A 21,047-nucleotide genomic window follows, 5' to 3' on the forward strand; every position below is an offset into this window, starting at 1 on the left:
AATACGCATTGCTAGAGGTGACTCTTATGAGATGAACTTATATTTATAATGAAATAGAAGTTAAAAAAATTATTATTTTCTTAACTTCTTAATTTATTTATCTATCTAAATTTATTAACTTTATTAATTAAAGAAAGAAACAGCTTCATCTATTAAATCCGCAACTTCAACTGGCTTGGAAGCTAATGAAGCATGGCTCGCATCTAAAGAAATAACTTTTTTAGCATTTAACCTAGAAGACATAAGCTCTTGATTTTCTGGACTAATCATTCGATCATGAGTAGAAATTTGATACCAAGAAGGTTTAGTTTTCCAAGCGGGTGATGAAATCGTGTCGCCGAAGGTGCTTGCTAACGGAGCTTTTTGTGTTACTCCCATCACTAGACCTTCATCTTCTGTTAAGTCTTGACAGAAGCTTTCATGAAATTTGTCTGCTTTAAGCCAAAGGTAACCATCACTATCTGGTGATAAATTAGGAGCAGCGACAGGTAGATGCTTTTGCGTAATCTCCCCTGGACTCTCATTTGTATCAGGAGCAAACGCTGCTATATAGACTAGACCAACTACATTTGGAAGGTTACCAGCTTCAGTAATAACAGCACCTCCATAAGAGTGCCCAACTAAAATTACGTCACCATCAATCTGAGCTATCATTTTCTTTGTACGTTCAACATCATCAGCTAGTGAAGTTAAAGGCAATTCAACTGCTTGTAATGAGGTAAAACCTCTATGGGAAAGTTCAATAATAACTTTACTCCAGTGAGCAGCGCCTCCCCAAAAGCCATGTACTAATATAATTGTTGGTTTATTACTCATTGTTTTCTCCTAGCTTTAGCTATGACATTGAAATCAATAAATTAAATTAGAAATATTCACACATGAAGTTTAAACAACCTGATCAAATATCAAACTATAAAATCTTCGTAAAATGATTATTTGCTATAAAACTACTTTTCACAATTACCAAAACAGCATATTTTTTTGCAGAAACATTTTTTTTGATGAGATGTAGTGAGATGGATAGTGAACAAGATTTAAATAAATTAACTGATATATTTTTTGATATTTATAAAAAAGCAAAAATAACAGGAAAAATTTATCAAGTTGAAAATTATCAAAATAAAAATATTGTTTTTCTGAATAATAATTTTTCTTATATCCATATATTTCAAGGAAGTAGTTTTAAAATTAAAAGTGATGAACAACAAATAAATGAAACTGTAAACGATGGGGATATTATCGTTATTCCTTCGAGATTTAAGCATTCTATTGAAATTATAGAAGATAAAGCTATAGAACCATCTGTCATTACATGTGTTTTTCAATTAAACGGTGTATATGGACAAACAATCGCTGAAGGGTTGCCTAAATATATATTAGTTCCCTCAGACCGAAATGGGAAAGTTGCTGAATGGATACCAATGACAGTAGCGGCAATAAAATTAGAACTTGATCAACCTTCTTTAGGTAGTCAGGTTATGCTTTCAAGTGTTATCGATTTGCTTTTGGTATGGTCAATAAGATTTTGGCTAAATAAAGAAACATTAAACCATAAAAGTTGGATTTCAGCTTTGCAGAATCCTGCTATTAGCAAAGCTTTATTCTTAATGCATTCTGATCCTACTGAAGAGTGGACCGTAGACATTCTTGCCAAAGAAACTAATCAATCTAAATCAAAGTTTTCAAAAAATTTCATAGAATTGGTAGGTACTACACCAATTAATTATCTCAAACATTGGCGAATGAAGTTAGCGAATCAATATTTAATTGAAACGAATAATAGTATTTCACAAATAGCTGATTTAGTTGGTTATTCTTCACCAGCTGCCTTTACCAGATCTTTTATTCAAACTTATGGTTATAGCCCAAAAAAATTTAGAGAAATGTCGGAAACTAAAGCTAAGTAATAGAAAGGAAAATTTCTAACCTAAAATAATAAAACACTAAAAAGCTATACCTTAATTTTTTACAATAGAGGTCAGAATTTAGTTTTGTCGAAAAATAGGAAATGCTAAAAACATATTTGTTTTATACCAGCCGTAGATTGATGTCACCTGCTTTTAGAATTATTAAAGATACCTTGAGTGAAATATGAAAAAGTCCTCATTAGAGGACTTTGATTTATAAATTATCGATTTTTTTAGACGGGAAAATTAATTAACGAACATAGAGCGGATCTTCCTCAACAAAAAATACCTCACCCGATGAAGGTAAAACCCATTGATAAGTTCCTTCTATTTTCTGCATTTTTTCTTTAAACGTATTATATATTGCTACAAGGTTATGTTTTTCATCATATTCCCCTATATAGCCACGCTCCTTTTCTTCATGAAAATCTCTAAACATTTTATGCATTTTTACGGCTCTAAGTTCCATCTCATTTGTCCTTCTTATTATTAATATAATTATTATGATCTCTTTTTTTACTTTAAATATCAGAAAAATGTACCAAATTATATCCTATTGATATATCAAACAAAAAAAAGCACCTAAGATGCTTTTTTTATTTTTAAAATATTATTGGGCAATAATATTAGTAGCTGTAAGACCTTTTTGTCCCTGAGCTATATTAAAACTAACACGTTGACCTTCATATAAGGTTTTAAACCCTGAACTACTGATTTCTTTAAAATGTGCAAAAACGTCTGGGCCTGTATCTTGTTGAATAAAACCAAAACCTTTAGTTTCATTAAACCATTTCACTGTACCGATTGCTGTATTAGACATAATATATCCTTTGATTTTTAATAATATAAAGCCACATTTCATGACTCATTAAACTTTGAAAAAATAATAACGAATTGAGCTTAAGATCTTAAAAAAACGAAGGATTATGAATAAAACTACGATACTAAAAGAGGATTTACTAATAAGTCTTTTTTTCTAGTTAAATTGAGTATACGCCAAATAAATATTTATACAACACATTTAAAAAATATTTATTTTCGTACCGTTATTTAAAAATAATAACTCCTAGATACAGAAATACTTTTCACAAAACCCGCCAACCAAAGAATAAATTCATGTTCATTATCAAAATTAGGGAGAAGACTTAAATCAATTTTAACAATACGCTCTTTCATTGGCCTATTTAAACAACTTTCAAAATCAATAATAGGATATTTTAATTGTAAATTGTTTATAGCTGCTTCTTTTTTAATTTCAATTAACAGTCTATTTAGACAGTCAATTAAATCCTTAGATGACTGATTTTTAAAGTGAATATTATTGTAAACACTTTCAGCCACATCAAAATATTTTTTCATTTCAACATCCATATTTCCCTCATTTTTTTAGTTAATTTGACTGAGTATGCATGTAAAACTGTATTTTTATGTTGTATAAATATATTTATAGACCTGCCCTTTACTTTAATATAATATTATTTTCAATTAAGCGTGTTAAATAATATGTTTAAGTAAGACATAATTATTAAAAAACTTTTAAAAACAATAGATATTCCGTTATATGTTAACTCTTGTATTTATTTAAAATACCCTTCTATTTATATATCAACAGTCTATTTGGTTCAAAGAAACATTATGTCGAGAATTAAACACTTTTAGGCACATATCTCTACATAGAGTTCCTACAATTACTGCAATGTAAGCGAATTAAAGGCCTACGATAAAGCTTCCTTACTATTATTAAGAAGTTTAAAATGTCTGATTTCAAAGAATTTTCAAAAAAAACCACACAAAACCAAAATGATTCTAATGCGCAACCTGATGAGGATAAAACTGAAAAACCTGTACAATCGCCTGAAGAAGAAAATAATCCTACAGAAAATAACGATGAAGCAAAAAAGGAATAAAATAATTGATAGCTCAAAAGCTCTATATTAAATAGAGCTTTTGTTTAACATTATATTAATTAAAACATTTTATTCAAAATTTTCTAAATTTAATCTAAAAATACACTACTACATATATTTATTTTAACTTAAACAAGTTCCAATCTTTTATTTAATATTAATTCAACTCTTCTTTGTGCATCGCAAAAATCAATCTCTTCACTTATCCAAAATGTATGAAGCTGCCCATGTAGATGAAAATGCTCTTTATTATATTCAGAGCCATGATCAGAATAATGACTATCTACTCTGAAATGATTTTGATCGTCTTTTCTTTTTTTCCCATCAAGTATACCGCCAATACAGATATCCATTTTAATGCCAATAATTAATCGAAATTGACTATAACACATAGTGCACTATGGCTTTAAAAAGAGTTGTTACTATTATATTTACAGCACCATCAAAAAATTTATGTTTGCAGCATATCTCCTTAAATTTAAAGAGAATAAATATATATTTTGCATATCTAAAATACTTTGATATGTAATATGAATATTGATTTAACTAAAATTTATAACATTTTCAAAATAATTCTTCTTACCGTTGATAAATCACTATATGCTGCATACACCTCTTACAGAAATTTTTCTAATGTTACAGCAGACTCTGCTACAAGAACTGAACTCCAGAATCGACTATTACTCTACAAGAACAGACTACCCACTACGAAGAATTTTGATAGGTTACCGAGCATACGCAAAATTGATGTTATGTTCAGCTTTTTCAGATGAAGTTATAAATTCAGCAATTGACCCTAATAAACGAAAATATAAGAAGTTAAAAATTAAAGTCACCAAAGATGACGACCAACTCGACCTTGAATGAATCAATCTAAGTAACAAGTGAATATTTCCTTGTGCTTATTTAGCGCTTCAATGACCGCAAAATGACAATGACCAATGCCGGCAATATTGTTGTAAACATCTAGATAGTGATGCCCTACTGCTGCGGCTTTGAACCAAGAAAATAATTTGCTCTCAAACTTATTTTTTCACAGGAAGTAGTAAAACAGAGTCTTCAATGTCGTAACCAGTTTCTTCTGGAACTCCCAGATATTTAACGACAACCAACCTTTTATTGTGTTTAGGCACACTATAATTTTGGGAAATTTTTATTGCTTTGGTGTAATGAACCGCAACATGGGTCTTACTTTGTAAAGACGGCGATTTTACAACATATTCTGTTTTATATTGCGTAATCTTTCCTGAAGGATCAAACCAAGACGATACCTGATTCTGATGAGTTTTTAATGTTTGAATTTTTACGGTCTTACTATTACTTACGACTAATGGGGTTAAATTCTTTTTAATTTTATTTAGAGCTTTATCAAATGCTCTACTATCTTGATCATAATCAATCTTATGTGTTTTTGGATTGATATAGAGAGATTTAACTTCAATCAGTTTATCAGGCGATTTACTATTTAATAGATAATAATAGAGTTGTGGTAGACGTCCTCGACCATCTTCATAATGTCTTAATACATAAAGTTTCTTCTCTTTTTGCTGATAGCCCAATACTTCAATTTTTTGTCCACCACCGACTGTCGCATAACTATGTGCGGATAAGGTAAGAATCGAGCTAAAAGTTAAAAATTTTAGAAATTTCATGAGTTCATATCCTTGTGATCTGGTAACTATATTGTATAAATATCAATCAGATTAAAATGATACTTGAGTAAGTATTACTTGCTGTTTTTATATTCTTTTGTACACAAACTGCCTTTTCTAAGGGGGCTCTATTTATTATTTATCCCCCTTCAAAACGACTCATCCAGCTTTTAGAGATACGGCATCATAGATGAACAGGCTTTGCAGTATTACGTTTATAAGAAAAATAAGAACATCCCGCACACGATGCCATAATAATTGTTATACCTAGGATCTGAAAACTGTTTAATCGTTCATCTAAAATCAGCCATCCAGCCAAAGCACTCACTGCGGGTGATGCACTCAATAAAATTCCAAAAACTCGCGGATGCAGTTTTTTCATAGCAACCATATCTAATATAAATGGAATTGCACTTGCTAGCATCGCCATGAGTAAACATGTCAAAAGAATCGTATAACTATCAAAAATATGGATAATGTGAGATGCACCTAAAGGTGTGGCAAACAAAGCCGCTAGAAACATTCCTGTTGCAACTGAGCTACCACCACCTTGCGCAACTTTAGAGCCATAAATAATATACAGTCCCCAACCCACGGCAGCCACAAGCGCATACGCCATACCAATAAAGCTAAAGTTATTATTTGAATTGCCCATAGGTAAAAAAAGCAAACCAATAAGAGATAATGCTCCCCAAAAATAATCTAATTTATTTTTGGACATTAAAATAGCGACCGTAAGCGGCCCTAACACTTCGATGGAAATAGCGATTCCAACAGACATATAAGAAAATGCTTTATAAATTAAAGTATTCATTAATGTGAGGATGGCCCCATAAATAATTAGATTTTTCCAATTAGTCTGTCTGTTCCAGCCTCTCCAAGGTTTATAAACAATCCACAAGAAACATGCTGCTAAAGCAAGTCGAGTTAAGGTCACTCCTTCTGCACTCAGAATTGGAAAAAGGGCTTTTCCTATTGATGCTCCTATTTGCACAGAAACTAAAGATAGAAATGCTGCGGCAAATGCCATGCCTTGTTTGGAGTTTGTCTCAATCATCATATTTACCGCTCTGGGAATGATTGAAATTTTAATTCTACGTAATCAATATATTTCTTCTATTTCTCTCAATAAAACGATTAAATAACTCTATATTTAAAGTTTAATGAGAGATTTACTCATGTCAGATATTTCTTTAGATAATTTTGACTACGCAATCTTAAGAATACTGCAAAAAGACAATAAAACTTCGCATCGAGAAATTTCTGAAAAAATTGGCCTCTCCTCCGCTTCCGTTCAAAGACGTATATCGCGTATGGAAGAAAAGGAAATTATTTTAAAAAATTGCGCTATTTTAAATCCGCTTAAATTTGGTGAAAAAATTACTTCTATTATTGAAGTCCGACTTAGCGAAGACCGCTCTGTAGTTATGGACAGAGCGAAGCAATACTTTGCTTCTGTTGAAGAAATTCAACAGTGCTATTTTGTGAATGGAGGTGTCTCTTTTATCATTATCATGCTGAGCAATAACTTATCTCATTTTGAGAGTTTGGTTAGAAAACATTTTGCTGATAATGAAGATGTAAAAACATATCGAACTTTAATTGTTTTAGACCGCGTAAAAGTAAACTTTGAGTTAAATATTTAAACTTCTCAATTTTGTCTTTAAACGTTTTAATAGTCTTATAAAGCTTAAAAAAGAGGCCGAAGCCTCTTTATTTTTATCGCAATCAAACTCAGTCATCAATCATCGCGAACTCTTGTTCAGGCGTACCTTTCACCAAATGGTGACGGCTATATAACAAGTAATAGAGTATAAATCCGACATAAATAAGCGCGGCCAATAACCAAACTTTTGGGTTCACCATTAAACCTGCTACTACAGCAACGGCGGCAAGAACTAAGGCAATACAAGATGTCCATATTCCTCCAGGCGTTTTATAAGGACGAGGTAATTCAGGGCGAGACAAACGTAATTTGATATGTGAAAGCATCATCAACACATAAGAAATTGTTGCACCAAATACTGCCATTAAAATGAGTAAGTCACCCTCACCTGTTAAAGAAAGTAAGAAGCCGATAATGCCCGGAATGATAATGGCCCAATATGGCGCTTTATTTTCATTGGTGAGCGATAAATTTTTTGGCAAATATCCCGCACGTGACAATGCAAAAATCTGGCGTGAATAGGCATAAATAATTGAGAAGAAACTTGCGACAAGTCCAGCAAGACCCACAAAGTTAACAAAGCTTGCCAACCATGTGTGCTGACCATATACCGCAATGAGTGCATCTACTAAAGGTGCTCCCGAATTTTTTAATGCATTTGAACCCGCTGCGCCTGCTCCTAAAAATAAAATTAAAAGTGCAAACGATGCCAATATTAACATTGAACCAATCAAACCTCGTGGCAATGAACGTACTGGATCTTTTGCTTCTTCGGCAGCCAGTGGCACCCCTTCAACTGCAAGAAAAAACCAGATGGCATAAGGTACTGCGGCCCATATTCCCATATAGCCAAACGGTAAAAATTGACTTGCACCTGCATGAGTGCTGACTGGAATATCAAATAAACGTGTGCTGTCAAAATGTGGAAGCATCGCGACAATGAATACGACCAGTGCAATACAAGCAACGGCGGTAATTCCAAACATGATTTTAAGTGCTTCACCTGCACCTTTCAGATGAATGCCCATAAAAACTAAATAACAAATTAGATAAACTGCCCAGCCGCCAATTCCAAAGAGTGATTCGCAATATGAACCGATAAATACTGCAATAGCGGCAGGTGCAATTGCGTATTCAATTAAAATCGCAGTCCCTGTGAGATATCCACCAAAAGGACCAAATGCAACACGGGCAAAACTATAGCCACCGCCAGCAGTGGGCAACATCGTTGACATCTCAGACATCACAAAGCTCATGCAAAGATACATAAACGCGACGATGACTGTTGCAATAAAGAGTCCTCCCCAGCCACCTTGTGCCAACCCAAAATTCCAACCCGCAAAGTCACCCGAAATGACATAAGAAACACCCAGCCCCACTAAAAGTAACCAACCTACAGCCCCCTTTTTTAACTGACGTTTTGCAAAATACTCTGCGTCCTGTTGTAGAGCACCCACATCTACGCTTAATTCAGACTCTTTCATTGTCGTATTGCCTTATCGACTAAATTTACACCACCAATAGTTGCGCAAAAGATATTCATAAAACTTGACAGCAAAACATCTCCCCGACCACTTGAAGTCAAGTTGATTCATTTTTTCTTTTATAAGATCGACGGCATCTCAACACGAAACGTGTTTAAAAATTAAATTGAGGAGATGGGTTATGTCTGTAGAACAAAATGAATTTTTAAGCCAAGTTCAATTACAAATACTGGCAGAACAAGCAATTAAGCAATATCCATCAGACTATCAAGGACAGGTCAAACTACTGTGTCAGTCTGAAAATGCAACCTTTCAGATTTCAACTGGATCTGCCCGATATGCACTTCGAATTCACCGCCCCAACTACCACAGCAAACTCGATATACAAAGTGAGCTTGAATGGTTAGATGCTTTAAATGCGAGTGGTATTCAAGTTCCTGTTGCAATTGCAGATCAATCCGGTGAGCGCGTCATCACTTTAAAACTATCGAATGATATTTATCGTTATGCGGTACTTTTCAACTGGGTTGAGGGCGATATGCCGACTGTTGAAGTTGACCCCACTGCATTTGAGCAATTAGGACAAATTACCGCAAAGCTGCACGTACATAGTAAGACATGGCAAGCGCCTGAAAACTTTCAACGTATTGTGTGGAATCATGAAACCATGATCGGTGCGGATGGGCACTGGGGAAACTGGAAAAATGCACCTCATTTAAGACCTCAAGATCACGGCGTAATTGAAGAAGCCATTGCACAGATTTCGAAAGATTTAAATTTCTTTGGCAAAACTCAGGAACGTTATGGCCTGATTCATGCCGATTTGCGTTTAACTAATCTATTACTACAACAAGAACGTATCGGTGTGATCGATTTTGATGACTGCGGCATGAGTTGGTTTATGCATGACCTCGCCGCTGCGATTAGCTTCAATGAACATTATGCAAATGCACCTCATTGGGTTGATTACTGGTTAAAAGGCTACGAGCGCGTAGGTCATATTCAGCCTGAAGAATATGAAATGATCCCGACTTTTATCATGCAACGCCGCATTCAAATGATGGCTTGGAATGGTTCTCACGCACAAACAGAAATGGCTCAAAGTCTTGGAGACCAATGGTCCAATGAAACTGTGCGTCTCTGTAAAAAATATCTAAACGGACAAATGCCTGTCGGAATTTGAAAAGTGATTTAGATCGCTTTTCTTCATTTTCAATTTTTAGTTTTTAAATTTTATAGAATTTAAAGGAAGGGTTTATGCAAGCTACCCATCAACTGAGCAAATTTGCCAAAGCACTATTACTCACCAGTAGTCTGGCAAGTATGATTGCTCTAAGCGCATGTAACTATAACCCTCTACAAAGCACATCTCCCGCAGTCGCTAATCCCAAAAAGGAATATATACAAAAAGGTCAATGGGACGCTTTTAACTTTGACCAACTTAACCAATTAATTGCTACCTATGGAAAAGATAGCCCAAACTACAATCCTGAAAAACGTCCATATATTGTCACTGACTTTGACAATACCTCGGTATTTTTAGACATCGAAGAAGCAACGTTAATTTATCAGCTTGAACACGTAGCGTTTAATGTCACGCCTGAGCAGCTTAATCAGATTATTCGTAAAGGAATTAGCTCACAAAATTTTGAAGCGACCTACAATAACCAGCAAGGCCAAACCGTCAATATTGATAAAATTGCCCCAGATATTATTGCCAGCTACACATGGCTTTATCACCACTATAGCGGTCTAAAAGGCAAGCAAACTCTGGATCAAATTAAACATGATCCACACTATCTCGATTTCATTACTAAAATGAGATATCTATATGCGGCGATTGGAGACACGTTTGATCATGAGGTCGCATATCCGTGGGTCACTTATTTATTTACTGGGCTTACCGAACAACAAGTCCGTAATTTGGTAAAAGCAACGGTGGCTTGGCAAATGCAGCAACCGATTGGACCTGTGACATGGACCTCTCCCGCAGCGCTTTCGGGCCAAGCAGGCATTGTGAAAACCACTTGGGAAAATGGTTTAAGACCATACCGAGAAATGCAAAATCTATTTAAGACCTTTCAGGACAATGGCATTGATGTCTATGTCTGTTCGGCATCTTTTATTGATGTGATTAAGGAAATTATTTCTAATCCAGAGATCGGCTATAACATTAATGAAAAAAATGCCTACGCCATGGAGTTAGAACGAGATGCACAAAATCGAATTTTACCCGAGTTTCGTCATGGCTATGCGCAAACTCAAGGTAAAGGCAAAACCGCAACCATCCAGCGTTTTTTAGTCTCTAAATATGGTTATGGGCCAATTTTTATCGCAGGAGACAGTGAAGGCGATCAAAATATGATGCAAGATTTTGCAATGACTCAGAAGGTTCTAATTATCAACCGATTGCGCAGTCCGAGTTCTGATATTGGAAAGTTTTCTCAGCAGGCTGTGCAGGGCTATGGTCAAGCCAATACTAAGTTTTTACTACAGGGCCGCGATGCCAATACAGGTCAATTTAGACCTTCAATGGCCAGTTTAAGTTATGGTGCTCAAACGGCAAAAACTACAAAAAATTAGTATTTCACTTATTTTCTCATGCCTACAATACATGTTGTATGCATGAGAAGCCGCTTAATTTCTTGTTTTAGTTCTGTCCTTTTTGCCTATCTCTAATGCATTTTCTGCCTTCTTTTAGTTCGCTACTCAACCTTAAATACAACTCTTGATCTCTTCTTAAAGAATCAAGCCTGAAACTTAAAACAGCAAAACATAAGTTATTATTTTATAAAAACTTTTAACAAAACAAAATCATGGACGTAAGCAAAAACTGGTATGGCTTTTGCTTAATATAATAATAGTTAGGAATAAATATCATGAGACTTGACATGTTACATCTCAATCCAGCTCATCTTGTCGATTCAAATATGTGTAATCAAGGTGTATTGTCTGCAGCCGCCTCTGGATTAAGCGAGTTTATTCATCAAAAAGGTGCAGATGTTGATCGTGTTTTAGGAATTAGTGGTATTAATCCTGAACTTCTAATCAGCCCAACTTTGAGCTTACAACTACCCAATTATTGCAAGGTGTTAGAACAGGCAGCCTTGGTTTCAGGTTGTGATAATTTTGGTCTGCATTATGGTCAACAGTTTCAACCGAAATCATTAGGGCTTATTGGTTACATCGGTCTTTGCTCAAACACATTAGAGTCTGCACTCATGAATATGACCAATAACTTTTATTTGCATCAGAAAGATACCCTCAATCGGATGGTCGATTTAGGAGATAGCTGGCGCATAGATTATCAAGTCCAACACGGCGCGATTTTAACTCGTCGCCAAGATGCTGAACTGACCATGGGCATGTTTATGAATGTGATCCGTGAAGTGATGGGCCCTCATTATTCACCACGCGCCATTCACTTTGAGCATACTCGACCTGAATTCTGGCAAGAACACAGCAAATTATTTAACGCACCTGTTTATTTTGATCAGCCTTTTAACTCCATCATCATTTCAAAAAAAGACGTCCAGCATACTATGCCAGGACGTGATTCTATTTTACTAACAGTGATTCTAGATACATTGCACCTACTCAATCGCGCTTCACCAAGTCAATGTCTTGCTGATCAAGTACGCTCTCACATCCAACTTGAACTCAGTGAAGGTGAACCAAACCTTGAAAAAATCGCTCATGATATTGGTTTAAGTAGTTGCACCCTTACCCGCCGTTTAAAAGCTGAAGGACTGACCTTTACCCATTTAGTCGATCAGGTCCGTTGTGAGTTGGCCGAGCATTATATTAAACAGAAAAATATTCCAATTTCAGAAATGGCATTCTTATTAGGTTATTCAGAAGTAAGTGCGTTATCTCGTGCATTTAAACGCTGGTTTGGTGTTACACCCCGTCAATTAAGACACTAAAACATCACAAATACAGGCCTTGAATAAAGGCCTTTTTATTAGTTAAGCAATTCGAGATATCTTCAAAAGACACATAAGATAATTGAACAACAAAATACCCTTCAAATTAGATTTAACATCAAACTTGAAGGGTATTTTTTATAGAAGGTCTTACTTTAATTTTGTTAAGGCTTGATCTAAAGCACCGACTAACCAATCAATATCTTTTGTTTGGAAAGCCAAAGGTGGGCGCAGTTTCAATACGTTGCCATAAGGACCTGCAACTGAGGTTAAAACTCGATGAGTATTTCTGAGCTCTTCAATAAGGTTCAAAGCTAATGCTTTATTCGGCTCTTTAGTGGTTCTGTCTTTAACCAGTTCAAACCCTATAAATAAACCAGCGCCACGGACATCGCCAACCACTTCATGTTTATCCATAAGTTTAGTGAGTTCTTTGAGAAGTAGTCCTCCCACATATTTGCTATGGGTTTGTAATTCTTCTTCCTGAATCACTTTAAGTACAGCCTGAGCGGCTGCCATAGAAACAGGATTACCACCAAAGGTATTAAAATATGGAATTTTATCGCTAAAAGCAGCAAGGACTTCACTCTTGGCTAAAAGCCCTGACACAGGAACACCGTTACCCATTGGTTTACCTGTGGTAATGATATCAGGTACAACATTGTGACGACCAAAGCCCCAGAAAGAATCGCCAGTGCGCGCGAAACCTGGCTGTACTTCATCGGCAATAAAGATACCGCCATTAGCATGCACAACATCAACCGCTTTTTGTAAGAACCCAACAGGATTAGGCATGACCCCATCAGAAGAAAATATTGAGTCCGCTAAAAAACCTGCAAACTTAATACCTTTTGCGTTCATATCGTCAATTTGCTGTTGAATCTGCTGTGCGAACCATGTACCTAAATCATCAGTTTGAATCCGATAATAATCAGGTGCTGGAACTAGACGAGTTGTAGCATCTAAAGGTTGTTCAGTTCCCAGTGCTGGAGAGCATCCTGAGGTTAAACTACTGGTCCCATGATAGGCTTCTTGAGAAACAATAATTCCTGTACCGCCACTATATTCACGGGCAATACGAATCGCTAAATCATTGGCTTCCGAACCTGTACACATATACATGGCACGGTCAATTTCATCGGGAGTGGTTTGTAATAGTTCTTCGGTATAATCCAAAATATTTTCATGTAAATAACGGGTATGGGTATTGAGCATTTTCATTTGCTCATTCACCGCTTCAATCACCGCAGGATGACAATGACCAATGCTGGCAACATTGTTGTAAACATCCAAATATTGATGACCTGCTGCATCCCATAAATATTGCCCCTGTCCTTTTACCAGGTGCACGGGATTACGATAAAACAAGCGATAGGATTCACCTAAAATTTTATTTCTTTTATCTGTCAGTTTGCGGGTAGCATGATCCAGCTCAGCAGCATGTTCTGGACGAAAGCTATTGGTATCCATAATGGTTGAACGCGTACCCATGAATGACTCCTCTATTTATATTCAGCATACTTTTGCGCGAGACAATGACTGACGTAGGCAATTCATACTCTGATTCGATATATTTCAGTATTTGATTGAAGTTACGCAAACCATATTGCTTAAGTATCTTGAAAAAAACTTGACCTCAGACCACTTAAGCCACAATTTGAAGTCAACTTATTGGTCTTATACTTCAGAGCTCCACTACTCTTTTTTTCAATAACTCAAATTTGTTACCATTACACATCTGGAGTGACTCCAAATCGCTTTATACTATGGATGCCAATTTTTAAAGTTCATCCAGTTGTGTTCTTTTCTTGAATGACATTCATTTTTAAAAGACTTGAAATTGGTTAGATGACCAAACGTAAAATATTACTGATTTTTTAAGGGTTTAATACGCATGAATAGCGCTGAAATCATGGCTGACTTATCTTCTCACACACCTATGATGCAGCAATATCTCAAAGTTAAAACGGACTATCAACATGCGTTGCTGTTCTACCGTATGGGTGACTTTTATGAACTCTTCTTTGAAGATGCTCATTTAGCAGCCAAACTTTTAGGCATCACATTAACCCATCGTGGCAAAGCCAGTGGCCGACCTATTCCAATGGCGGGTGTTCCCTATCACTCGGCAGAAGGTTATCTTGCTCGCCTTGTTAAAGCTGGCCGTACTGTCGCCATTTGCGAACAAGTTGGAGAAGTGACAGGTAAAGGCCCTGTTGAACGTAAAGTTGTTCGTATTCTGACCCCTGGTACATTAACTGATGACGCATTACTCAGCAGTTATCAATCATCTAATCTCGTTTCATTGTGCATTCATCAAAACCAGATTGGTTTTGCTTTACTCGACTTGAGTGCAGGCATTTTTAAAGTTCAACAACAAGATTACAAGCCAGAGCAATTGCCTATTGAACTTGCGCGTTTAATGCCAAGTGAAATCTTGATTGATGAAGACTTGGTCGACACCAATATTATTGAACAAATTAAAAAGCATTTAGATTGCCCTGTTACTAAACGTCCAAATGTAGACTTCAACCTAAATAATGCACAAAAAACCTTATGTGACCAGTTTACAGTATCAACACTTTCAGGTTTTGGTTTAGACCCATTACCTTTAGCCAAGGCTGCTGCCGCTGCGCTTATTCACTATGCAAAAGAAACCCAAAAAACTGCATTACCGCATATTCGTTCAATCCAACTTGAACAAAGTACAGACTTTATTGCGCTCGACCCAATTACACGTCGCAACTTAGAAATTATCGAGCCATTATTTGAACACGGAACATCATTATTTCAACTAGTAAATGACTGCCAAACTGCAATGGGTGGCCGTCTATTAAGCCGCACACTCATGCAACCTGTGCGTGATACTGCATTGCTTGATGCTCGTTTAGATGCGATTGAGCAACTCATTCAGGGATATCATGAAAACCCAATTCGTTTAGTGCTTAAAGAAATTGGTGATATTGAACGTGTGCTTAGCCGCGTTGCTCTAGGCAGTGCACGACCACGTGATTTGGTGCAACTTCGTCATGCATGTGCACAAATTCCAGCTTTAAGAACGGCGTTAACTCCAGTCATTCAAGCGAAGAAATCTAAATTATTAGTTCAACTAGATGAAGAACTTGGAGATTTCAAAGCACTTCATCAACATTTAATGGCAGCTATTGTTGAAAACCCACCGGTATTACTTCGTGATGGCAATGTAATTGCAGAAGGATATGATGCTGAGCTTGATGAATTACGCCAAATTCGTGATCATGCAGGTCAATTCTTAATTGATCTAGAAATTAAAGAGCGTGAACGTACAGGCATTAATACCCTTAAAATCGGTTATAACCGTGTAAGCGGTTACTACATCGAACTCACTCGTGCTCAAGCAGAACAAGCGCCAGCCGACTATATCCGTCGTCAAACTTTAAAGAATGCTGAACGCTACATTACCCCTGAGCTAAAGAGTTTTGAAGATAAAGTCCTGTCGAGTGAGTCACGTGCGCTGTCACGTGAAAAAGCATTATTCGAAGCTTTGCTTGAAAACCTGCGCGAAAATATCGCTCATCTACAAATGATGAGTTCAGCAATTGCTCAAATTGATGTCATTGCAAACTTTGCTCATCAAGCACGTTTAAACAATTGGGCGCGCCCTGAATTTACTCCGGAAACGGGCATTAAAATTCAGGCTGGTCGTCATCCTGTCGTTGAAGCATTAAATAAAGCACCATTTACCCCAAATGATACTTTCCTTGATGCTCAGCACCGCATGGCAATTATTACCGGTCCAAACATGGGCGGTAAATCAACCTTCATGCGCCAAACGGCATTAATCAGTTTACTTGCTTATTGCGGTAGCTATGTTCCGGCTAAAGCCGTCAAACTTGGTCCAATTGACCGCATTTTTACCCGTATTGGTTCAGCCGATGATTTATCTACAGGTAAATCTACCTTTATGGTTGAGATGACTGAAACTTCGCAAATTTTGCATCATGCCACCAACCAGTCGTTGGTGTTAATGGATGAGGTTGGCCGCGGAACCAGTACTTATGACGGTTTATCTTTAGCATGGGCATGTGTGGTCGACTTAACCAAGCGCGTAAAATGTTTATGTTTATTCGCGACTCATTATTTTGAGTTGACTGAACTTGGTAGTGAAGCAGGAATTGATAACTATCATGTCACGGCGCAAGAGCTGAACGGCAATCTGATTTTATTACATAAAGTTCAGCAAGGCCCTGCAAGCCAAAGTCATGGTTTACAGGTCGCAAAATTAGCGGGTATTCCTGCCAATGTTATTAAAGAAGCGCAGAAACGTTTGCGCATTTTAGAAAAACAGCAGCAACAACATCTACAAACCAGCTTTCAAAATGATTTGTTTGCTCCACCAGATGCAAACTCTGGTTCACAAATCATAGAGAAAGTTGTCGAGATCGAAGTTTCATCCCCTGCTCTAGATTTGCTTAAGCAAATTGAAGTCGATAACTTATCGCCTCGTCAGGCGCTTGAACAACTCTACGAGTTAAAAGCTGCACTCAAATCTTAATAAAGCACTTCCGAATAAGCAGGCTTAGGTCTGCTTATTCATATCGGAGAATAATATTTATATGATCTTAAGATCTTTGCAAAGTTCAGAAATTGATCTTATTTGGCAGCAGATTAGCCGCCGTGAATTAATCACTCAAAACTACATACAAAAACAGCAACAGTTAGAATTGGTTGATTGTTTTTTTGATGTACAAAATTGGGATTCATATCATCTAGAAAATGACCCACCTAAACTCAAACAACTCTTTGCACAAGGTTCAATATTTGAAGGTGCATTTAATGCTTCTGAAAAGCTCGTTGGTGTAAGCGTAGTCTCAAATCAACTTATAGCGGATTACCCCCAAGCGAAATTACTCCACTATTTCTATGTGGATGCTGACCAACAAGGTCAAGGCATTGGTGCTAAACTTATGCAAGCCGCAAAAGAGTCAGCCAAGCAACTCGGTGCACACCAACTGTATATTTCAGCAACCCCAAGTCGACGCACTGTAGACTTCTATATGAAGCATGGCGCGCAACCGTTAAGTGCTCCAGATCAACAACTTTGGCAGCTCGAACCTGAAGATATTCATTTACTATGTAAGCTTTAGCTCTAAAAATTTAAGGTTTTCTAATCAAAAAAGCCGTAAATCAAAATTTGTAAAAGAAAAAAATGAAAAGTTAAGGTATTTATTAAAATAGATGCCTTGACTTAAATGACATCTAAAGAATTAAATAAAATATTTTTTAAGTTATTGTTTTATAAAATATATTATTATTTTAATTTTATAGATTAAGCTCTGCTAGGTTTACAAGATCTGTTTGATTATCAACGTATTAACTTATCTTCATATGCATGAATAAAGAATATCAATAAAAGCAATTGTTTGTTTACCCCTTTTTTGCCTAAAATAAGCTATTCGAAATGAAACCATATTTTTTAGGTAGCTGTCGCCATGACCTTTGTTGTCACTGAAAATTGTATTAAATGTAAATACCAAGATTGCGTAGAAGTTTGTCCTGTAGACTGTTTTTACGAAGGTCCGAATTTCCTAGTGATTAATCCGGATGAATGTATTGACTGTGCATTATGTGAACCAGAGTGCCCGGCAAATGCAATTTTCTCTGAAGATGAGTTACCTGAAGGCCAAGAAGTATTTATTGAATTAAATGCTGAACTTTCTCAAAAATGGCCTAACATTACTCAAATTGGCGATCAACCAGCTGACCGTGAAGAATGGAACGGCAAACCTGATAAATTACAATATCTTGAAAAGTAATTTCAAAAAAGATCAGCAACCGCTGATCTTTTTTTATACCCTATTCAAACATTTCATTGCAAATTCCTCGTAATTTGTGCACTGTTTTGCATTAAAATACCCGCAATATTTATAAGTGCTTAATTTTTCTTATGCGGAAGTTTTTGCAGAGTATGGTGCCCTTATGCATAATCCCAGCGGTTATGGTAGGTTGTGTCAGCTCTCCCCAACACACAACAACAGGCAAAACCTCTCCAAGTGGTAAACGAATCTTTATTCCACAAGAGCGCGTTATTATCGAGCGCCCAATTCCCCCTAAAGTTGAGCCTGCATCTTATCGAAGTTGGTTAAGTTCTGGTGAAAATTACCAACGTGTTCGTGAATACGAAAAATTCTTAACCCGAAATAACGTTGCAGGCATTGTGCCAAGCTTTGAGTTATTACGTTCAGCACGTGATTGGCAAAAATGTGGCCGCTCTGAATATGCTGTACCTAATCGCGAGCTATGGGGAAATTCTTTATCTACCCTACGCGTATTTAAATATTTAGTAGCAGCAAAAGTTCTTACCGACTTTGAAGTGACCTCGGTTTACCGAGACTTACCTTTAAATGAATGTGCAGGCGGTGCAAGCTCATCTAAACATTTGTTTAACTCGGCAATCGATTTCCGTATTGGTCCTGAGTTCCCACAAGCTCAAGATTATGCATTTATCGAAAACACCAAGTTTAAACTTTGTCAGTTCTGGGCTCAGCATGGTCAAAGCTTAAATATGGGTATTGGTCTATATAGTTCAGGTCAAATTCATATCGACACTCAAGGCTATCGTACTTGGGGACCTGACCTCACCCGCAACAGTTCAATGTGTAATTTCTAATAAAAAACTCCTTTCAACTGAAAGGAGTTTTTTTTATTGTTCATTTCCCAATCAACCAAAATTTCTTGAACCGAAGATTTTTGCACTCTAGGCATAAACGTTTAAAATAGCCCGATCAACATATAGGTAAATTTGATTATGCAGCAGATGTGGACAGACATTGACCAATATATCGATTCACATTTAATTCCTGAAGACCCGCGACTCGAATATGCATTAAAGAATACCGACGAACACGGCTTTTCAAATCATCTTGCAGTGGCTCCTAACCAAGGTATGTTCTTGCAGATGCTTATTCAAATGAATAAATGCAAACGAGTTTTAGAAATCGGAACCTTTGCTGCATATAGTACCATCTGGTTAGGCCGTGCCCTACCTGAAGACGGTTACTTACTCACCATAGAAGGCCGTGCTACTCACGCAGAAATGGCACAGAAAAATATCGATCATGCCAATCTTCCTGTAAAAGTTGATCTTCGAGCTGGCCGCGCCGCTGATATTCTGTCTAAAATTGATCCTCAATCTATCGAACCTTTTGATTTTATTTTCATTGATGCAGATAAACAGGGTTATCCTGAATATTTAGAATTGAGTCTGAAATTCTCAAGATCAGGTACGATTATCGTACTCGACAATGTAATTCGTGCAGGTGATATTTTAAATCCTGACAATAAAAAACCGAGTATTGAAGGCATCCGTGAAATGTTTAAAGCTTTAGAAAATCATCCGCAAATATTGTCTTGTACAGCTCTGCAAACAGTTGGCTCAAAAGGTCATGATGGGTTCGCAATTGCAATTGTGAAATAATGGTTAAAAAATCATCTTTTTTATTTTATTATTTATAATCAATTAATTACTTTTATTACTGTTGCTTTTCCATATAGTTATCCACAAGATTTGCGGATAACTATATGCAAATCTCATCATTTAGCCACAAGTAATGGTACAGTTGCGTTTCGGAATATGGTTGTCGCAATACTTCCCAAGAAGAATTGGTGAATTTTGCTATGACTAAATGCCCCTAACACAATAATTTGAATACCATGTTCTTGTTGGTACTCTAAAATATTTTGTGCAACATCGCCATAACGGTAAACGGTGACTACATCGAGCCCCGCTTGTTTAAGGTAATGTTCTGGTTCATTTAATATTTCTGGATGATCGCCTACATACACCAAATGACATTGCAGTGTTCGCAATAAGTCACTTTGGGCAATACGGCGCATCATTTTTTGACAAGTTGGCGAATATTCATAAGCAAAGATAAATCGTGTTGGTACTTTAAAGTTTTCACCAATGGTCAACACAGTACAATTCGCTCCACGAATGAAGTTTTCAACATTGCTACCGATTGGTTTATGTTTCTCGGCTGCTCTTTCCCCGACTCGACCTAAAATAACGATGTCATTTTCATGTAAGAGATTAAAACTTTGTTCTAAAAAATCACCTTTTTCTTGAATTTTTGAACTGGTAATTCCATGTTTTTCTTGAATAAGATCAGAAATATGGCGGAGTAAATTATTACTATAGTCTAACGCGAGTTCACTTTGTTTTTGCTCTAGCTCAGCTAACTCTTTTAGCAGCATTGCATTGCTTTCAAAGCCGATTACCCCACTAATTTCACCAAGATGATAACTGGCTGGGTAATAGTCCAGAATTTGTAATAATACAAGTTCCCGTCCAGTTGCTTTAGCAACCCATGCTGCTGCATCTGCAATAGCATTAATACACGGTGATGAGTCAATACACGCAATAACACGGTTCATGTTAGCCTCTCTTCTTCAGGTCTATTGCCTTGGAGATTATTATTAAAACTTAGCTTTAACTTAACATAGATAAAAATTGGTATGTTAAGG

General features: G+C 36.4%; 22 protein-coding genes. 13 read left to right on the plus strand and 9 right to left on the minus strand.

All coding sequences use genetic code 11. The features are described from left to right. Positions 1-123: 123 nt before the first annotated feature. Positions 124-816 (minus strand): alpha/beta hydrolase, encoded by a 693-nt coding sequence (locus tag MKL51_RS10555; protein WP_017481437.1) that lies wholly within the window; start codon positions 814-816, stop codon positions 124-126. Positions 817-1,016: 200 nt separating this feature from the next. On the opposite strand from MKL51_RS10555, the gene MKL51_RS10560 reads away from it, so the two are divergent. Beyond that, positions 1,017-1,907: an AraC family transcriptional regulator gene (locus MKL51_RS10560; RefSeq protein WP_017481436.1), complete on the plus strand. Its 891-nt coding sequence runs from the start codon at positions 1,017-1,019 to the stop codon at positions 1,905-1,907. A 250-nt stretch (positions 1,908-2,157) separates the two neighbouring features. Here the strand turns inward: MKL51_RS10560 and MKL51_RS10565 are convergent, their stop codons facing one another. The 3 genes from MKL51_RS10565 to MKL51_RS10575 all read right to left on the minus strand — a co-directional run bounded on the left by MKL51_RS10565 (position 2,158) and on the right by MKL51_RS10575 (position 3,278). Beyond that, positions 2,158-2,346: a hypothetical protein gene (locus tag MKL51_RS10565; RefSeq protein WP_080612931.1), complete on the minus strand. Its 189-nt coding sequence runs from the start codon at positions 2,344-2,346 to the stop codon at positions 2,158-2,160. A gap of 171 nt (positions 2,347-2,517) precedes the next feature. Next, a complete protein-coding gene (locus MKL51_RS10570) occupies positions 2,518-2,727 on the minus strand; it encodes a cold-shock protein (protein ID WP_014206275.1) in 210 nt (69 codons plus the stop codon). A gap of 230 nt (positions 2,728-2,957) precedes the next feature. Next, positions 2,958-3,278: a hypothetical protein gene (locus tag MKL51_RS10575; RefSeq protein ID WP_017481434.1), complete on the minus strand. Its 321-nt coding sequence runs from the start codon at positions 3,276-3,278 to the stop codon at positions 2,958-2,960. A gap of 383 nt (positions 3,279-3,661) precedes the next feature. Between MKL51_RS10575 and MKL51_RS10580 the strand changes: the two genes are divergently transcribed. From MKL51_RS10580 to MKL51_RS10590, 3 genes are all read left to right on the plus strand, one after another. After that, on the plus strand, positions 3,662-3,814 hold the full coding sequence (locus MKL51_RS10580) for a hypothetical protein (protein ID WP_014206273.1): 153 nt from the start codon (positions 3,662-3,664) through the stop codon (positions 3,812-3,814). Positions 3,815-3,989: 175 nt separating this feature from the next. After that, a complete protein-coding gene (locus MKL51_RS10585) occupies positions 3,990-4,106 on the plus strand; it encodes a hypothetical protein (protein ID WP_107908818.1) in 117 nt (38 codons plus the stop codon). Positions 4,107-4,447: 341 nt separating this feature from the next. Beyond that, on the plus strand, positions 4,448-4,681 hold the full coding sequence (locus MKL51_RS10590) for a hypothetical protein (protein WP_017481433.1): 234 nt from the start codon (positions 4,448-4,450) through the stop codon (positions 4,679-4,681). Between the two features lie 158 nt (positions 4,682-4,839). On the opposite strand, the gene MKL51_RS10595 is transcribed toward MKL51_RS10590, so the two are convergent. Both MKL51_RS10595 and MKL51_RS10600 read right to left on the minus strand, forming a co-directional pair. Next, positions 4,840-5,466, minus strand: a complete 627-nt coding sequence (locus MKL51_RS10595; RefSeq protein ID WP_017481432.1) for a hypothetical protein — start codon at positions 5,464-5,466, stop codon at positions 4,840-4,842. Positions 5,467-5,650: 184 nt separating this feature from the next. Next, positions 5,651-6,526 (minus strand): EamA family transporter, encoded by an 876-nt coding sequence (locus tag MKL51_RS10600; RefSeq protein ID WP_017481431.1) that lies wholly within the window; start codon positions 6,524-6,526, stop codon positions 5,651-5,653. A gap of 118 nt (positions 6,527-6,644) precedes the next feature. Here MKL51_RS10600 and MKL51_RS10605 point away from each other — a divergent pair, with 118 nt between their 5' ends. Beyond that, positions 6,645-7,112 carry an Lrp/AsnC family transcriptional regulator gene (locus MKL51_RS10605; RefSeq protein WP_002115807.1) on the plus strand — a complete coding sequence of 156 codons (468 nt, stop codon included), beginning with the start codon at positions 6,645-6,647 and terminating at the stop codon, positions 7,110-7,112. Positions 7,113-7,200: 88 nt separating this feature from the next. On the opposite strand, the gene eat is transcribed toward MKL51_RS10605, so the two are convergent. Continuing rightward, entirely contained in the window at positions 7,201-8,616 is a 1,416-nt protein-coding gene (eat, locus tag MKL51_RS10610) for an ethanolamine permease (protein ID WP_017481430.1), read from the minus strand. Between the two features lie 181 nt (positions 8,617-8,797). Here eat and MKL51_RS10615 point away from each other — a divergent pair, with 181 nt between their 5' ends. The 3 genes from MKL51_RS10615 (at position 8,798) to qhpR (ending at position 12,542) form a co-directional block, all read left to right on the plus strand. Then, positions 8,798-9,799, plus strand: coding sequence for a phosphotransferase enzyme family protein (locus tag MKL51_RS10615; protein ID WP_017481429.1), 1,002 nt, complete (start codon positions 8,798-8,800; stop codon positions 9,797-9,799). Positions 9,800-9,873: 74 nt separating this feature from the next. After that, positions 9,874-11,199, plus strand: coding sequence for a phosphoserine phosphatase (locus MKL51_RS10620; protein ID WP_017481428.1), 1,326 nt, complete (start codon positions 9,874-9,876; stop codon positions 11,197-11,199). 308 nt (positions 11,200-11,507) lie between these two features. Continuing rightward, on the plus strand, positions 11,508-12,542 hold the full coding sequence (qhpR, locus tag MKL51_RS10625) for an AraC-like transcriptional regulator QhpR (RefSeq protein WP_031945045.1): 1,035 nt from the start codon (positions 11,508-11,510) through the stop codon (positions 12,540-12,542). A 150-nt stretch (positions 12,543-12,692) separates the two neighbouring features. On the opposite strand, the gene MKL51_RS10630 is transcribed toward qhpR, so the two are convergent. After that, on the minus strand, positions 12,693-14,033 hold the full coding sequence (locus tag MKL51_RS10630) for an aspartate aminotransferase family protein (RefSeq protein WP_017481426.1): 1,341 nt from the start codon (positions 14,031-14,033) through the stop codon (positions 12,693-12,695). Positions 14,034-14,436: 403 nt separating this feature from the next. Between MKL51_RS10630 and mutS the strand changes: the two genes are divergently transcribed. The 5 genes from mutS to MKL51_RS10655 all read left to right on the plus strand — a co-directional run bounded on the left by mutS (position 14,437) and on the right by MKL51_RS10655 (position 19,998). Continuing rightward, positions 14,437-17,076 carry a DNA mismatch repair protein MutS gene (gene mutS, locus MKL51_RS10635; protein WP_057089874.1) on the plus strand — a complete coding sequence of 880 codons (2,640 nt, stop codon included), beginning with the start codon at positions 14,437-14,439 and terminating at the stop codon, positions 17,074-17,076. A 61-nt stretch (positions 17,077-17,137) separates the two neighbouring features. Then, positions 17,138-17,668, plus strand: a complete 531-nt coding sequence (locus tag MKL51_RS10640) for a GNAT family N-acetyltransferase (RefSeq protein WP_017481424.1) — start codon at positions 17,138-17,140, stop codon at positions 17,666-17,668. A gap of 345 nt (positions 17,669-18,013) precedes the next feature. Further along, on the plus strand, positions 18,014-18,337 hold the full coding sequence (fdxA, locus tag MKL51_RS10645) for a ferredoxin FdxA (RefSeq protein WP_002051033.1): 324 nt from the start codon (positions 18,014-18,016) through the stop codon (positions 18,335-18,337). A 131-nt stretch (positions 18,338-18,468) separates the two neighbouring features. Next, entirely contained in the window at positions 18,469-19,191 is a 723-nt protein-coding gene (locus MKL51_RS10650) for a D-Ala-D-Ala carboxypeptidase family metallohydrolase (protein ID WP_182917432.1), read from the plus strand. 138 nt (positions 19,192-19,329) lie between these two features. Next, positions 19,330-19,998, plus strand: a complete 669-nt coding sequence (locus tag MKL51_RS10655) for an O-methyltransferase (RefSeq protein WP_017481423.1) — start codon at positions 19,330-19,332, stop codon at positions 19,996-19,998. Between the two features lie 116 nt (positions 19,999-20,114). On the opposite strand, the gene MKL51_RS10660 is transcribed toward MKL51_RS10655, so the two are convergent. Continuing rightward, positions 20,115-20,957, minus strand: a complete 843-nt coding sequence (locus MKL51_RS10660; protein WP_002115820.1) for a universal stress protein — start codon at positions 20,955-20,957, stop codon at positions 20,115-20,117. Positions 20,958-21,047 lie beyond the last annotated feature (90 nt).

This window comes from Acinetobacter sp. AOR18_HL (assembly GCF_027855145.1).
In the GTDB taxonomy this organism is placed as follows: domain Bacteria; phylum Pseudomonadota; class Gammaproteobacteria; order Pseudomonadales; family Moraxellaceae; genus Acinetobacter; species Acinetobacter pittii.

What these genes read in the sequence shown, in the direction of transcription:
- MKL51_RS10555 (WP_017481437.1), bottom strand. Translation starts at nt 816, where the DNA reads ATGAGTAATAAACCAACAATTATATTAGTACATGGCTTTTGGGGAGGC.
- MKL51_RS10560 (WP_017481436.1), top strand. Translation starts at nt 1,017, where the DNA reads ATGGATAGTGAACAAGATTTAAATAAATTAACTGATATATTTTTTGAT.
- MKL51_RS10565 (WP_080612931.1), bottom strand. Translation starts at nt 2,346, where the DNA reads ATGTTTAGAGATTTTCATGAAGAAAAGGAGCGTGGCTATATAGGGGAA.
- MKL51_RS10570 (WP_014206275.1), bottom strand. Translation starts at nt 2,727, where the DNA reads ATGTCTAATACAGCAATCGGTACAGTGAAATGGTTTAATGAAACTAAA.
- MKL51_RS10575 (WP_017481434.1), bottom strand. Translation starts at nt 3,278, where the DNA reads ATGGATGTTGAAATGAAAAAATATTTTGATGTGGCTGAAAGTGTTTAC.
- MKL51_RS10580 (WP_014206273.1), top strand. Translation starts at nt 3,662, where the DNA reads ATGTCTGATTTCAAAGAATTTTCAAAAAAAACCACACAAAACCAAAAT.
- MKL51_RS10590 (WP_017481433.1), top strand. Translation starts at nt 4,448, where the DNA reads ATGTTACAGCAGACTCTGCTACAAGAACTGAACTCCAGAATCGACTAT.
- MKL51_RS10595 (WP_017481432.1), bottom strand. Translation starts at nt 5,466, where the DNA reads ATGAAATTTCTAAAATTTTTAACTTTTAGCTCGATTCTTACCTTATCC.
- MKL51_RS10600 (WP_017481431.1), bottom strand. Translation starts at nt 6,526, where the DNA reads ATGATGATTGAGACAAACTCCAAACAAGGCATGGCATTTGCCGCAGCA.
- MKL51_RS10605 (WP_002115807.1), top strand. Translation starts at nt 6,645, where the DNA reads ATGTCAGATATTTCTTTAGATAATTTTGACTACGCAATCTTAAGAATA.
- eat (WP_017481430.1), bottom strand. Translation starts at nt 8,616, where the DNA reads ATGAAAGAGTCTGAATTAAGCGTAGATGTGGGTGCTCTACAACAGGAC.
- MKL51_RS10615 (WP_017481429.1), top strand. Translation starts at nt 8,798, where the DNA reads ATGTCTGTAGAACAAAATGAATTTTTAAGCCAAGTTCAATTACAAATA.
- MKL51_RS10620 (WP_017481428.1), top strand. Translation starts at nt 9,874, where the DNA reads ATGCAAGCTACCCATCAACTGAGCAAATTTGCCAAAGCACTATTACTC.
- qhpR (WP_031945045.1), top strand. Translation starts at nt 11,508, where the DNA reads ATGTTACATCTCAATCCAGCTCATCTTGTCGATTCAAATATGTGTAAT.
- MKL51_RS10630 (WP_017481426.1), bottom strand. Translation starts at nt 14,033, where the DNA reads ATGGGTACGCGTTCAACCATTATGGATACCAATAGCTTTCGTCCAGAA.
- mutS (WP_057089874.1), top strand. Translation starts at nt 14,437, where the DNA reads ATGAATAGCGCTGAAATCATGGCTGACTTATCTTCTCACACACCTATG.
- MKL51_RS10640 (WP_017481424.1), top strand. Translation starts at nt 17,138, where the DNA reads ATGATCTTAAGATCTTTGCAAAGTTCAGAAATTGATCTTATTTGGCAG.
- fdxA (WP_002051033.1), top strand. Translation starts at nt 18,014, where the DNA reads ATGACCTTTGTTGTCACTGAAAATTGTATTAAATGTAAATACCAAGAT.
- MKL51_RS10650 (WP_182917432.1), top strand. Translation starts at nt 18,469, where the DNA reads ATGCGGAAGTTTTTGCAGAGTATGGTGCCCTTATGCATAATCCCAGCG.
- MKL51_RS10655 (WP_017481423.1), top strand. Translation starts at nt 19,330, where the DNA reads ATGCAGCAGATGTGGACAGACATTGACCAATATATCGATTCACATTTA.
- MKL51_RS10660 (WP_002115820.1), bottom strand. Translation starts at nt 20,957, where the DNA reads ATGAACCGTGTTATTGCGTGTATTGACTCATCACCGTGTATTAATGCT.